Origin of the sequence: Paraburkholderia silvatlantica, from assembly GCF_003096715.1 — a bacterium.
Classification (GTDB): domain Bacteria; phylum Pseudomonadota; class Gammaproteobacteria; order Burkholderiales; family Burkholderiaceae; genus Paraburkholderia; species Paraburkholderia silvatlantica.
The window spans coordinates 84534-96687 of sequence record NZ_QEOL01000022.1 but is presented as its reverse complement, the minus strand read 5'-3'; the positions used below and the strand labels follow the sequence as shown (position 1 = coordinate 96687).

The window sequence follows — 12154 nt, the reverse complement described above, 5'->3', positions numbered from 1 at the left end:
ATCATGTCCACCACGCATCCGCACGATAAACCCGTCAAGATTCCGGGCCCCGATCATCCCATCACGATCGAACGCCATCCGTCGAGGATCGTCGTCAAGGCCGGCGGCAAGAAGGTCGCCGATACCCGCGAGGCGCTGACGCTGCGCGAGGCCCGCTACCCGGCTGTGCTCTACATCCCGCGCAAAGACGTCGACATGACGCTGCTCGAGCGCACCGACCACGCCACCTACTGCCCATACAAGGGCGACTGCGCCTATTTCTCGATCCCGTCCGCCGGCGAACGAGGCATCAACGCTGTCTGGACCTATGAGCAGCCTTACGCAGCCGTGGCATCGATCCGCGAGCATCTGGCTTTCTACCCCGACCGTGTTGACGCGATCGAGGCTGTGCCCGCCGACGCGATTTCCTGTTGATCCGGGTCCCTGCGCAGAACTCCATGAGAGAGGAGAAGCAATATGAACAACGCCCCCGTCGTACTGATCACCGGCGCACTCTCCGGTATTGGCCGCGCCACCGCCTTCGCATTCGCCCGCGACAAGGCCCGTGTCGTGCTTGCGGGCCGCAGGCCTGAAGTCGGCGAGAAACTTGTCGAAGAACTGCGCGCAACCGGCATCGAAGCCGAATTCATCGAGGCAGACGTTCGCCGCGAAGAACAGGTCGAAGCGCTCGTCCAGCGAACCGTCGCACGCTTCGGTCAACTTGACATTGCCATCAATGCGGCCGGTGTCGAAGGTGAAACAGGCCCGGTCACGGAGCAAACGCCCGAACGGTACACCGCCGTCTTCGACGCCAACGTGCTCGGCACCCTGCTCGCGATGAAGCACGAACTGCGCGTGATGACAGCCCAGCAGCGCGGCAGCATCGTCAACGTGTCGTCGACGATGGGGCTGCGCGGCGCAGCTGGCATGTCCCTCTACACGGCCAGCAAGCACGCTGTCGAAGGCCTCACGAAGTCTGCGGCACTGGAAGCGGCCGCCTCGGGCGTGCGCGTGAATGCCGTCGCGCCCGGCCCCGTCGACACGGAGATGCTCACCCGACTGACCGGCTCCGGCGAGCGCAAGGCCGCCATGCTGTCGACCGTTCCGCTCAAACGCGCCGGAACGCCGGAGGAAATCGCCGAGGCCATTGTCTTCGTCGGATCGGGCAAGGCCAGCTACATGACCGGTGAAATCCTGCGCGTCAACGGCGGCAGAACAGCCTGAACCGCCGGAGCAGCGTATTCGAAGTGCTCTGATAGCCACTGGAGAACGACATGACCACGACCACCCCCGCACAAAACAAGGCGCTGCTTCTCGAGGCCTTCAATACGCTCTTCAACCAGCGCGATTACGCCGCAGCAGAGCGCTTCTGGTCAGACAACTATATCCAGCACAGCGCGCACATTGCGCCTGGACGTGAGGGCCTGTTCGACCTGATACGTACCTTGCCGGACACCTTGCGCTACGAGAACCAGCTCGTCGTGGCCGAGGGCAATTACGTGATCGCGCACGGCAGGTTTTCCGGGAACGGCAGGCCAACCGCATGGATCGCCGCCGATATCGTGCGTTTCGAGAATGGCAAGCTGACCGAACACTGGGACGTGCTCCAGGACGAGGCCAACGCGGCGCAGTCGGTCAGCGGCCTGCCCATGTTCGGCGCACGCTTTCCGTCGTGATTCGCGCCGGCAACCGGCAGCCATGCATGTGCCATATCTCGCAGGCATGGGCACTTGCCTACAAAGTCTTTTCCCTGTTGCCGGCCAGCGCATACATTTACCCATCAACGAGCACTGCTGCACGAAATCATCAGGCAGGTGAATGGATTGAAAAAAGCAGCGCCCATGCATTTCAAACATACAGAAAGATCAGCCGCTCAACTTGCAACTGAAAGGACACCGATCATGACCCAACCGACCCATCGCACCGCGCCGACGCAGTATGTCGACGCAAACGGCATTCGCTTCGCCTATCGCCGCTTCGGCAATCGTGCGGGCGTTCCGCTCGTCATGAATATCCACTTCACCGGCACGATGGATCACTGGGACCCCGCCGTAACCGACGGCCTCGCCGCCGGACGCGAGGTCATCCTGTTCAACAACGCCGGTATTTCAAGCAGCTCGGGCAGCGTCCCCGAATCGATCGAGGAAATGGCCGCCAACGCTGCCGCGTTCATCCGTGCGCTCGGGCTCGAACAAGTCGACGTGCTGGGCTTTTCGATGGGCGGCCTGATCGCACAGACGCTGGCGATTGCAGAACCTGAACGGGTTCGCCGCGTTATCCTCGTCGGCACCGGGCCGCGCAGCGGCGAGGGCATGACTACGCTCACGCCCGAAGCCCAGGAAATCTTCGGCGCGACTTACGCCGAACCGGACCATTTGTGGCTGCGCGTGCATTTTTCGCCCTCCGAAGCCAGCCAGGCGGCCGGGCGCGCGTTTCTCGAACGCTTCCGCCTTCGCACGGAGAACCGTGATCCGGCTGCCAACGAAGCCGTGGCACCGGCCCAGCTCGCGGCACTCGCAAAATGGGGTGCGCCGCAAGACAACCCGTATGCCTACCTGTCAGCGCTCAGCCAGCCGACGCTGGTCGTCAACGGCGACAACGACGTGATCATCTACACGATCAATTCGCTGATCCTGCGCCAGCACATTCCGAATGCCCACCTGATCATTTATCCGGATGCGAATCACGGTTCGCTCTACCAATACCCAGAGCGCTTCGTGGAAGACGTTTCCGCATTCCTTTCCTGAGCCGTTAGCCGATACACGCGAATTTTCGACGCGTAATTCAAGGAGAATTAATTGTGAGTACGAATCTTGATGGCAAGACCGCCCTCGTCACGGGCGCTTCGCGCGGCATCGGCCGTGCAACCGCTCTGGTCCTGGCCGCAGCAGGCGCGCGCGTGCTGGTGCATTTCGGCAGCGACGAACAGGCTGCGAATTCCGTGGTCGAGACGATCCGTGCAGCGGGTGGTTTGGCCGACAAGGTCGCCGCTGACCTGAGCGCCGCAAACGGCCCCCACGAACTGGCCCGCCAGGTGCGCACGCTGGCCGGCGACCGCCTCGACATTCTCGTTGCGAATGCCGGTATCTCGAAGAACGCGCCCATCGAGGAAACGACGGTCGAAGATTTCGACCGCTTGTTCGCCGTCAACGTACGCGCACCATACTTCCTCGTCCAGCAATTGCTGCCCGTCCTGGGCGTTGGCAGCAGCGTGGTTCTGCTGTCTTCGCTTGCTGCCCGCAGCGCGGTTGGCAACCTGTCCGCCTACGCCGCGACCAAGGGCGCGATCGACACGCTGGTCACGCACTTCGCCGCGCTGCTCGGCGAGCGCGGTATCCGCGTGAACGCCATCGCGCCGGGTGTCGTCGAGACCGATATGTCGAATTTCGCCAGAACCGACGCTGGACGCGAGTTCACACTCAGCTTGCAGGCGCTCAAGCGCGTGGCGCAACCCGACGACATCGCTGGCGCAGCCCTGTTCCTCGCATCCGACGCGGCGCGCTGGGTGACGGGCGACACGCTGCGCGTCGACGGCGGCTCGAAGCTCTGACACGCCGGCAGACGACCATGCCCCATGCAGCTTGCCAGACCGCTCCCGCGAATCAAGGTGGGTGCACTCGTCGATACCCGCGAGTCGCGCTCGAGCGCCGGGCCAGCTTCTGGGTTTCGGCCGGCGTGGTCGCGCATACCCTCTGGACCAGTGCAGCGCCAGCCATGACGTACCGGCTATACGCAAGCGAATGGCATCTCACTTCGACGACTACGGCCGCAATTTTCGCCATCTACCCGGTCGTGGTCGTCGGGGTGCTGATCCTGTTCGGCGGCCTGTCCGACCAGATCGGCCGGCGCGCGACGATGTTGCTGGGCCTCGGCGCTTCGTTCCTCGGGGCGCTGATCCTCGCACTCGCCCCGAATGTGCCATGGCTTTTCGTAGCCCGGGCATTCATGGGCGTCGGCGTCGGTCTGACCGCTGGACCGTCGACCGCGGCGATGGTCGAATTCAATGAAGGCAGTCCGCCCCGGCGAGCCTCCGTGGTGGCGACTGCCGCCCAGGCGGCTGGCTTCGCGGCAGCGCTCATCGTAGGCGGCGCACTGACGCAATACGCACCGTGGCCCCTGCACCTGGTCTTCTGGCTGCTCGCTTGCCTGATTGCAGCCTTGTTCACGGTCGCGTGGTTCCTGCCCAGGCCTGCAGAGAGCGGCGCGGCAGGCGGCTGGACACCACGCCTGCCGTCCGTGCCCAGGAGCGCGCGCAAGGCCTTCACGATCGCCGCGTTTGCGATGACGACCGCCTATACCCACGGCGTCATGATCCTGTCGCTCGGCGGACAGATCGCACACGACCTGGTCCGGTCCCCGGACACGCTAGTCAACGGCACGATCCTCGCAGTTTTTGCCATCATGTCCGCGGTCGTGAGCTTGCTGGCCAAATCTCTGTCGACCCGGACCGCAATGACCGCGGGTGCGGCGGCGTCCGGTGCGGGCATGGGGTTGCTTGCGGCCGCAACCGCCTTTCACTCGATGGCTCTGTTTCTGTCTGCGAGCGTCATGACGGGAGCCGGCTATAGCCTGCTGTTTCTGAGCGCCCTGGACGTCATCCACAGTGCAACACCCGTCGAGCGACGAGGCGCAACCCTGTCGGCGTTGTACCTCCTGGGTTATCTGGCCGTTGGCGTACTCGCGCCCATTCTGGGACGCATCGCCACGGTTCACGGACTGGGCGTCGCCGTGTATCTGGGCGCAGGCGTCATTGCCGCCTTGAGCTTCGCCACGCTTGGACTCGCGCCCGGCTTGCGTCGCGTCGCGGACGACGAGCGGCGCTGAGCCCCAACCGGGACGCCGAATCTGCTTGCTCCAAATGGCCTGACGATCAGCCGATCTCCGGAAGTGGCGAGTTCAATTCGCGCCAGCGGTTCGGGGTGACGCCCTCCCAATCGCGGAACGCGCGATAGAACGAGCTCGTGTCCTGGTAACCCAGCAGGCAGGAAACCTCATCGATGCCCGCGGCCGGGTCCGCGAGCAACCGGCGCCAGAGCTCCTGTCGAGCCTCGGCAAGCAGATCCCGGAATGTCGTGCCTTCGTCCGTGATGCGCCGTTGCAGCGTCCGCTCGCTCATCCCGAGGTCGCTCGCCACGTCCGACAGCTCCGGCCGCCCGCTTGCGAGGCATCGTTTGAGTACGACTTTCACCTGCTCGCGGATCGAGCTGCGCGCTTCGATCTCCCCCAGCGCTGCCGTAAGTGCGGGGGTCAGCATGTCGAGCAGTTCGGGGTTGTGGCCGGGAAACGGCCGGTCCAGATCGGCCGACTTCAGCACGAGCGCATTGCGCGACGCGCCGTAGCGAATCGGGCAGCCAAAATACTCGCGGTAGACCTCTTCCCTCGGGCCTGTGCGAACGAACTCCACGCGACGCGGTGTCAGGTGTTGCCCGGTGCCCCGCCTGCCGAGCTCGAGCAGCGTCGCAAACGTGACGTCGGTGGCAACGGCGGGTTCGGGTTCAATTGCGTAGGGCCACTCCGAGGTGAGCGTACATTCGGTCCCCTCTTCGGCGATATGTAGCTGCTCCGGCGTGCAGAGCCTCTTGAAGCGGGCGACCCGCTCGAGGCCATCGCGATAGTCCCGGGCATGGAATGCAGCGAGGATGAAAGGGGGATGCGTTGCGGCTTCGCTCCGGGTCACCAGTGCGATGCCCAGACCAGGCTCGGGCGCCAGCTGCCCGATCGCTTTCCATAGCGCGAAGTACTGCTCGGTGCTCACGAGCGCCTGCGGATTCAGGTGCAGCGTGGCAGGTAACCGGGCCTGACGCAGTACCGCGGCTGGCGGCAAACCGGCGTGCGCAATCGCGCGCCAGAACGCCTGCGGTATCTTGCATCTGTCTGCCATGACTGCGCCCATCGTTGCCTCTGCGTGGAATAGCCTTTTCCTCTCGCGCGCGCCCGGCTCGTGACGGGCGCGCGGACCATCCTAGCGCATCTGGCTCATGATCATGCGGTCGAACATGCGGTCGCCAAACCAGGCGCGGATCAGGATCATCGGTTTCGCGTACTTGCCGGCCACGTATCGCGTGCGCGGTTTTCTCGCGCGCACGGCCTGCGATACCACGTTGGCGATGACACCCGGGCCGGTACCGCGTCCGTTGCCATAGGCTTGCTGCGTCGACTTTGCGACAGCCTGGGTCAGCTTCGCGTAGGCACCGCTGCCGGAACGCGCCAGCAGGCCGCGCGAAAGCACGTCGCCGAACCCTGTCTCGATCAGGCCGGGCTCCACGATCACGACGCGGATGCCGAAAGGCGCGAGCTCGAGCCGCAGGCAATCCGACCAGCCTTCGAGGGCATGCTTCGTCGCGTGATACCACGCGCCGAGCAGCGTATAGATCTTGCCGCCCATCGACGTGATGTTGACGATCGTGCCGCTTCCCTTCTCGCGCATGGCAGGCAGGAGCAACTGCGTGAGGCGGGCCGTGCCGAACACGTTGACCTCGAACTGGTATCGCGCCTCCTCGATGCCGATGTCCTCCACCGGCCCGTACAGCCCGAACCCGGCGTTGTTGACGAGCACGTCTACTCCCCCGGTTTCCTTGAGAATCGTCTCGGCCGCCGACACGATCTCTGCCTCGCGGGAAAGGTCCATGCGCAGCGGCCTCGCGCCGAGGCGTTCCAGGTCGATCATCCTGTCGACGTGCCGCGCAGCCACGTAGACCTGGAAGCCGTCGTGGATCAGTTGCCGGGCGATTTCCTTACCCATGCCCGAGGAGGCGCCCGTCACGAGGGCCGTCTTCTTGCTTCTATCAAACATCGTGGTCTCTCAGCGAGTTCTGACTGGAGTGAACGTTACTCTCCGCACGGCGCCGGCGCACTAACGAAAGGCGCCATACGGGTCGCAATTCGCGCCATGGCGAGAGCGGCGACCAGGAAGCGGTCCGCCGCGCAGCCCTCCCGTTCCGGGAAGAATGGCGCTACTCGCAACGGGAGCGGCGTCATCCGCCACTGTGCGATCCGGGCTCAGTCCTTACGATCTGTGTGCGCAACATCCGGACTGTCGCGAAAACTAACGGCCGGTTCGCGACTGGATCCGACGTTTGAATGTCTACGCGACGCTGCGAGCGGATGACGCCTTATGGCCGACCTCTGCCGGCGCTCACATCACGGTCTGGACCGCCGCGCCGCGGCGCAAACCCATCAGCGACCGCGCGCTACACTGGCCTTGCTCTTCCCGCCTTTCGAGAAGGGATGACGATTGCCAAGGAGCTCGACCAGCCGTGCCTCACATTCGGAAAACGAGTACCCGCGCCGCTGCGAGATCATGAACGTGAGGGGGCGCATGTGCCATGCGCGCCGTTGGAGTTCGACAAGCGTTCCCTTCGCGAGGTCTTCCGCCACCATATGATGCGGCATGTGCCCCCAGCACAAGCTTCCCTTGAGCAGATCATGCTTCGCGCCGAGGTCATTCACCCGCCACTGGCGTTCACTGGCAACCCCTTGTTGTGTCTTTTCCGCATCGGGCTGATTGTCGGTCACGACGAGCTGGATGTGCCGGCCAAATTCCTCCCGGGGAATTGGCCCCGCGATTGCGGCCAGCGGATGCGATGGCGCACAGACGGTCACCATTTGCGCGTCACATAGATGCTGCCTTTCTATGGTGCCGGGGCTCAGTTCCGGCACGTCCGTGATCGTCACCGCCAACGCGCATGTGCCTTCGAGAACCAAACGCTCGCCGTCCTGCATGGTCGTCATGCGCAGATTGATCGCAACCGTTGGAAAGTCCGCCTGCAGGGTGCGCAGGCATTCGATCAGGTGCGTACGCGGAAAGTAGGTATCCACGGCAACCGAGATCTGTGGGACCCCGGCTTCAGCAATGGCAACCGCGCGCATCTTCATTTCCTCGGTGCGCGAGATCACCCCGCGAGCATCAGGCAGGAGGCTGCGGCCAGCAGCCGTCAGCGTCGCTTTGCGAGTGTTGCGCTCGAACAGCACCACATCGAAGGCACTCTCGAGCGCGTTGATCGCATGACTGATCGCCGACTGTGCACGCCTCAGCTCCCGTGCAGCCCCGGAAAAGCTTCCCTGGTCACACACGGCGACGAAGGCACGAAGTTGATTGATGGTGACGTTATCCAGCATATATATCTAAAAAGTAGATGGTACTTATAGATATTCAGTCAATTGGCTTCATGAATCAAGCGCTTCAGAATGGTGTTCGTCGCTTTTGTTTCGAAGGATGCATGACATGAACAGACTGAATGGAAAGACCGCCGTGATCACCGGAGGCGCTACCGGCATCGGCCGCGCCGCAGCGAAGCGCTTCGTCGAGGAGGGCGCGTTCGTCTTCATCTTCGGCCGCCGGCAGGCAGCGCTCGACGCCGCGGTGGCCGCCCTCGGGCCCAATGCCCGTGCGGTGAACGGCTCGGTCTCCGATCTGGCCGACCTCGACCGACTCTACGCGGCGGTGAAGGCCGAGCGCGGAACCCTCGACATCGTGTTCGCCAATGCCGGGACGGGAAGTCCGCTTCCGCTCGGCCAGATCACCGCCGAGCACATTGACGAGACCTTCGGCACCAACGTAAAGGGCACGATCTTCACGGTCCAGAAGGCGCTGCCTCTCATGGGCCAGGGCGGTTCGATCATCCTGACCGGATCGAGCGCGGGCACCACGGGTGCCCCGGCATTCAGCGCCTACAGCGCGAGCAAGGCGGCCGTGCGCAACCTCGCCCGGACTTGGGCGGAGGATCTGAAGGGCACCGGCATCCGGGTCAACGTGCTGTCTCCCGGGCCGACCGCGACCGAGCTTGCGAAGGCAGCGTTGGGCGAGGACGGCCAGAAGGTCTTCGCCTCGATGAATCCGCTTCAGCGCATGGCCGATCCGGCGGAGATCGGGGCTGTGGCAGCCTTTCTCGCGTCATCGGACAGCAGCTTCATGACCGCCAGCGAGGTCGCCGTTGATGGCGGTCTGGCGCAACTCTGAGGAGAAAAATCAAATGGCACAATCATTAAAGGGCAAGACCGCTCTCGTTACCGGGGCATCGCGGGGCATTGGCCGCGCCATCGCCGAACGTCTTGCGAAGGACGGTGCGACGGTCGCGCTGACCTACAACGCCAGCAAAGCCGGAGCAGAGGAGGCGGTTGCGGCCATCGAGAAAGCGGGAGGCACTGCGTTCGCGATCCACGCGGATCTCGTTGACCCGGCAAGCGTCCCGGCCTTGTTCGAGAAACTCGACGACGAATTCACCCGGCGCAACGGAAGCAAAACCCTCGACATTCTGGTCAACAACGCCGGCAATTCCGGCTGGGTCGGCTTCAAGGACGCGACACCGGACAGTTGGGACACCCTGATGGCGGTCTACGCCCGCGCACCTTTCTTCATCGTTCAGGCCGCTCTGGATCGTCTCGCCAATGGTGGACGCATCATCAACATCTCGTCAGCTGCCGCCACGAAGCCCGTGACGGCTGCGCCCGTCTACTCGATGGCCAAAGCGGCCATCAACACCCTGACCCACACGCTCGCCATCGAACTGGGGCCGCGTGGTATCACCGCGAACGCCGTCGCCCCTGGCTTCACGCGAACCGATGCGAACGCCGCCTTCCGTGAGAATCCCGAACTCGTGAAGGCCGTCGAGGCCGAAATCGCGCTGGGACGCTTCGGCGAACCTTCGGAAATCGCTGCCGTCGTGGCGTTCCTGGCCTCCGGCGATGGCCATTGGGTGACCGGCCAGACGATTGAAGCGAGCGGCGGCTACAAGCTCTGAGCGCGCCGGAAAACCAAAGGAGAATCTCATGAGCTACGCAATCATCGGCTTCGGCAAAATCGGCCAGGCGCTGGCCAGGGCGTTTGCCCGCAGCGGCATCGAAGTATCCGTTGCAACCACGCGTGACCCTGCAAGCTTTGCATCCCATACGGCCGCGATCGGGCCCACGATCATTCCCAAAACCCTTGCGGAAGCCGTCAAGGCGGACATCATCTTTTTGGCTGTCCGTTTCGAGTCGCACCCGGAGGTCGCAAAGACGCTGCCAAACTGGAAGGGAAAGATCATCATCGACGCAATGAACACGCAGGCCCCGCTTGAGCAACTGGACGGTCTTCCATCCTCTGCAGTCGTCGCGAAGGCGTTCACCGGGGCCGATCTGGTGAAAGGCTTCAACCATCTGGCCGCGGCTGTCCTTGACCAGGACCCGTCCGTACACGGTGGAAGGAGAGTCGTGTTTCTGGCGAGCGATGATGACCGCGCCGCAGCGGAGACTGGCGCGCTTGCAGAACAACTCGGTTTCGCGCCAATCAAGCTTGGTGGGCTTTCTGAAGGCGGGCTGCTCGTACATGCGCGCGGAAATAGCTGGGGGCAACTGATCTTCAAGGACTTGATCAAGTTCGACCGATGAACAACAGTTTCCAGACATTTCGCTGAGTCCATCTTTACCGTAATCGCGCGGCCTCGCTCCCGAGATGACGCGATAAACCGACAATCGGCCGGGGGGAACCCGGCCAACCGACGCTACGATCCTGCGCGTGCAGGCTGCACCAGCGGCGCGTTCTCCAGAATCGTCGACGCCGCGTCCTTTGCCAGCAGGAATGCCGAGGTTTCGCCCGAGGCGTGCGAAAGCGCCAACGCCCCCTGAAGAAGGAGGTTGAGTTGCCTCGCGAGACGCTGAGGTTTGGCGAAGCCCGCCTGCTTGCACAGTTCGAGGAACTTCACTTCACCACGTGAAGTTGCCGCAATGCCAAGTTCGACGATGCCCTCGTGCTTCCCGGCATATTCCTGTGCCGCTTTCATCCCCAGACAACCGCGTGTGAGCATCCGGCCTGTAATCTTGCGTACATCGAAGAACTCAATGATCTGCTCGCGCGGGTCGCTGATGTGCGCGACCGGATCGAAGAGTTCATGCACGATGCCCTCACTATAGAGTCGCAATACGGCCGCGATCAGATCCTCTTTCGACGGAAAATACTTGTAAAGCGTGCGCTTGGATATACCGCTGCCGGCCATGGCCGCTTCCATTCCCGTCGCATGAAAGCCGGCATCGTAGAAGCGATCGAACGCATATTTAACGATCTCGAGCTCCTTGCCTTCGATTTCCGTGCGCTGCTCCATCTCGTCACCTCGCGAAGTCCATTTTCGCATTTATAACAAATCTGGTTGACAAAGTAAACGACACCGTTTACATATATGCATAAGTAAACGACATCGTTTACTTGTGTGGTGCGAGCGTTCGGCCCGGCGTGCATTCGGCAAGGCTGTCTTGTCGTAAAACCGGTCGCGGATGCATGGATTCCAGCCAGGGCAACGGCCGAACGGCCTTTGGATATACCCGCAACGGGTATCAAACACTCAGGAGAAAACTATGACTCTTTCAAACAAAGTCGTGCTGGTGAGCGGCGCCAATCGCGGCATTGGTGCGGCCATCGTGAAGGAATTGCTGAAAGTCGATGTGGCAAAAATCTATGCCACAGCGCGCGATCCAAAGGCGCTGCCGTCGTTCGGGGACTCGCGGGTCGTTCCGCTGCAAATGGATATCACGAGCGATGTATCCGTCAACGGGGCCGCCGCCGCGGCGCAGGACGTGGACGTGCTCGTCAACAATGCCGGCACGTTGGCCTTCGGCAATTACCTCGGCAGCGACTGGGAAACCTTCGAAGACGACATGCGGACGAATTACTTCGGCACCCTCCGCGTTCTCCGGGCATTCACCCCGCAGTTCGTGACCCGCAAGTCCGGCACCATCGCGAATATATGCAGCGTAGTTGGCCTGTCGGCTGTGCCCTTGATGGCCGGTTACTCGGCTTCCAAGGCAGCGCTGCACTCTCTTACCCAATCTCTGCGCGGGACGCTGGAAAAAGACAACGTCACCGTTATCGGCATCTATCCTGGACCGATTGAGACGGTCCTCGCGAAGGAAGTGCCTTATCCGGACAAGGCAACGCCCGAATATGCCGCCGTCAATATCGTGAAGGGCATCGCCGAAGGACACTCCTACATCTTCCCCGATCCGCTGGCGCAGCAAGTCGAGCAGTTGTGGGCGACCGACAACCGGAAACTGGAACACGTCTCGCTGCACCTCGGCGCTTGAATGCCGCATGGCGATGGCCGTAACCCGCGCAGCGTCTGCCAAAACGCAACCCGCCAACCCGGGTGGAAAATCGTCGCGTGCCGGCAATCCGGTTTTTCCGACCCGCTATCACGCTTCGAAG

The 12154-nt window shown here is 62.8% G+C and carries 14 protein-coding genes; 10 read left to right on the top strand and 4 right to left on the bottom strand.

The features are described from left to right. The first annotated feature begins 3 nt into the window (after window positions 1-3). The 6 genes from C7411_RS26090 (at window position 4) to C7411_RS26065 (ending at window position 4803) form a co-directional block, all read left to right on the top strand. Window positions 4-414 (top strand): DUF427 domain-containing protein, encoded by a 411-nt coding sequence (locus C7411_RS26090; protein ID WP_110386903.1) that lies wholly within the window; start codon window positions 4-6, stop codon window positions 412-414. 42 nt (window positions 415-456) lie between these two features. Further along, window positions 457-1203, top strand: a complete 747-nt coding sequence (locus tag C7411_RS26085; RefSeq protein WP_110386902.1) for an SDR family NAD(P)-dependent oxidoreductase — start codon at window positions 457-459, stop codon at window positions 1201-1203. A 50-nt stretch (window positions 1204-1253) separates the two neighbouring features. Next, window positions 1254-1655: a nuclear transport factor 2 family protein gene (locus tag C7411_RS26080; RefSeq protein ID WP_110386901.1), complete on the top strand. Its 402-nt coding sequence runs from the start codon at window positions 1254-1256 to the stop codon at window positions 1653-1655. A gap of 225 nt (window positions 1656-1880) precedes the next feature. Then, window positions 1881-2726 carry an alpha/beta fold hydrolase gene (locus C7411_RS26075; RefSeq protein ID WP_110386900.1) on the top strand — a complete coding sequence of 282 codons (846 nt, stop codon included), beginning with the start codon at window positions 1881-1883 and terminating at the stop codon, window positions 2724-2726. Window positions 2727-2779: 53 nt separating this feature from the next. Then, window positions 2780-3529, top strand: a complete 750-nt coding sequence (locus C7411_RS26070; protein WP_110386899.1) for an SDR family NAD(P)-dependent oxidoreductase — start codon at window positions 2780-2782, stop codon at window positions 3527-3529. 125 nt (window positions 3530-3654) lie between these two features. Continuing rightward, complete coding sequence (locus C7411_RS26065; protein ID WP_165822894.1) at window positions 3655-4803, top strand: MFS transporter; 1149 nt, start codon at window positions 3655-3657, stop codon at window positions 4801-4803. A 46-nt stretch (window positions 4804-4849) separates the two neighbouring features. Here C7411_RS26065 and C7411_RS26060 read toward each other — a convergent pair whose 3' ends face one another. The 3 genes from C7411_RS26060 to C7411_RS26050 all read right to left on the bottom strand — a co-directional run bounded on the left by C7411_RS26060 (window position 4850) and on the right by C7411_RS26050 (window position 8097). Further along, window positions 4850-5872 carry an AraC family transcriptional regulator gene (locus C7411_RS26060; RefSeq protein ID WP_110386897.1) on the bottom strand — a complete coding sequence of 341 codons (1023 nt, stop codon included), beginning with the start codon at window positions 5870-5872 and terminating at the stop codon, window positions 4850-4852. A 69-nt stretch (window positions 5873-5941) separates the two neighbouring features. Continuing rightward, complete coding sequence (locus C7411_RS26055) at window positions 5942-6772, bottom strand: oxidoreductase (RefSeq protein ID WP_110386896.1); 831 nt, start codon at window positions 6770-6772, stop codon at window positions 5942-5944. 383 nt (window positions 6773-7155) lie between these two features. Continuing rightward, window positions 7156-8097 (bottom strand): LysR family transcriptional regulator, encoded by a 942-nt coding sequence (locus tag C7411_RS26050; RefSeq protein WP_110386895.1) that lies wholly within the window; start codon window positions 8095-8097, stop codon window positions 7156-7158. 106 nt (window positions 8098-8203) lie between these two features. Between C7411_RS26050 and C7411_RS26045 the strand changes: the two genes are divergently transcribed. Genes C7411_RS26045 through C7411_RS26035 form a run of 3 tightly spaced genes read left to right on the top strand, consistent with a single transcriptional unit; the run spans window position 8204 to window position 10347 of the window. Then, a complete protein-coding gene (locus C7411_RS26045) occupies window positions 8204-8938 on the top strand; it encodes an SDR family NAD(P)-dependent oxidoreductase (RefSeq protein ID WP_110386894.1) in 735 nt (244 codons plus the stop codon). A gap of 13 nt (window positions 8939-8951) precedes the next feature. Then, complete coding sequence (locus C7411_RS26040; protein WP_110386893.1) at window positions 8952-9719, top strand: SDR family NAD(P)-dependent oxidoreductase; 768 nt, start codon at window positions 8952-8954, stop codon at window positions 9717-9719. A gap of 28 nt (window positions 9720-9747) precedes the next feature. Beyond that, window positions 9748-10347, top strand: coding sequence for an NADPH-dependent F420 reductase (locus C7411_RS26035; protein WP_110386892.1), 600 nt, complete (start codon window positions 9748-9750; stop codon window positions 10345-10347). Between the two features lie 113 nt (window positions 10348-10460). On the opposite strand, the gene C7411_RS26030 is transcribed toward C7411_RS26035, so the two are convergent. Then, complete coding sequence (locus tag C7411_RS26030) at window positions 10461-11057, bottom strand: TetR/AcrR family transcriptional regulator (protein WP_110386891.1); 597 nt, start codon at window positions 11055-11057, stop codon at window positions 10461-10463. Between the two features lie 250 nt (window positions 11058-11307). On the opposite strand from C7411_RS26030, the gene C7411_RS26025 reads away from it, so the two are divergent. Next, complete coding sequence (locus C7411_RS26025; RefSeq protein WP_110386890.1) at window positions 11308-12033, top strand: SDR family NAD(P)-dependent oxidoreductase; 726 nt, start codon at window positions 11308-11310, stop codon at window positions 12031-12033. Window positions 12034-12154 lie beyond the last annotated feature (121 nt).

What these genes read in the sequence shown, in the direction of transcription:
- C7411_RS26090 (WP_110386903.1), top strand. Translation starts at nt 4, where the DNA reads ATGTCCACCACGCATCCGCACGATAAACCCGTCAAGATTCCGGGCCCC.
- C7411_RS26085 (WP_110386902.1), top strand. Translation starts at nt 457, where the DNA reads ATGAACAACGCCCCCGTCGTACTGATCACCGGCGCACTCTCCGGTATT.
- C7411_RS26080 (WP_110386901.1), top strand. Translation starts at nt 1,254, where the DNA reads ATGACCACGACCACCCCCGCACAAAACAAGGCGCTGCTTCTCGAGGCC.
- C7411_RS26075 (WP_110386900.1), top strand. Translation starts at nt 1,881, where the DNA reads ATGACCCAACCGACCCATCGCACCGCGCCGACGCAGTATGTCGACGCA.
- C7411_RS26060 (WP_110386897.1), bottom strand. Translation starts at nt 5,872, where the DNA reads ATGGGCGCAGTCATGGCAGACAGATGCAAGATACCGCAGGCGTTCTGG.
- C7411_RS26055 (WP_110386896.1), bottom strand. Translation starts at nt 6,772, where the DNA reads ATGTTTGATAGAAGCAAGAAGACGGCCCTCGTGACGGGCGCCTCCTCG.
- C7411_RS26050 (WP_110386895.1), bottom strand. Translation starts at nt 8,097, where the DNA reads ATGCTGGATAACGTCACCATCAATCAACTTCGTGCCTTCGTCGCCGTG.
- C7411_RS26045 (WP_110386894.1), top strand. Translation starts at nt 8,204, where the DNA reads ATGAACAGACTGAATGGAAAGACCGCCGTGATCACCGGAGGCGCTACC.
- C7411_RS26040 (WP_110386893.1), top strand. Translation starts at nt 8,952, where the DNA reads ATGGCACAATCATTAAAGGGCAAGACCGCTCTCGTTACCGGGGCATCG.
- C7411_RS26035 (WP_110386892.1), top strand. Translation starts at nt 9,748, where the DNA reads ATGAGCTACGCAATCATCGGCTTCGGCAAAATCGGCCAGGCGCTGGCC.
- C7411_RS26030 (WP_110386891.1), bottom strand. Translation starts at nt 11,057, where the DNA reads ATGGAGCAGCGCACGGAAATCGAAGGCAAGGAGCTCGAGATCGTTAAA.
- C7411_RS26025 (WP_110386890.1), top strand. Translation starts at nt 11,308, where the DNA reads ATGACTCTTTCAAACAAAGTCGTGCTGGTGAGCGGCGCCAATCGCGGC.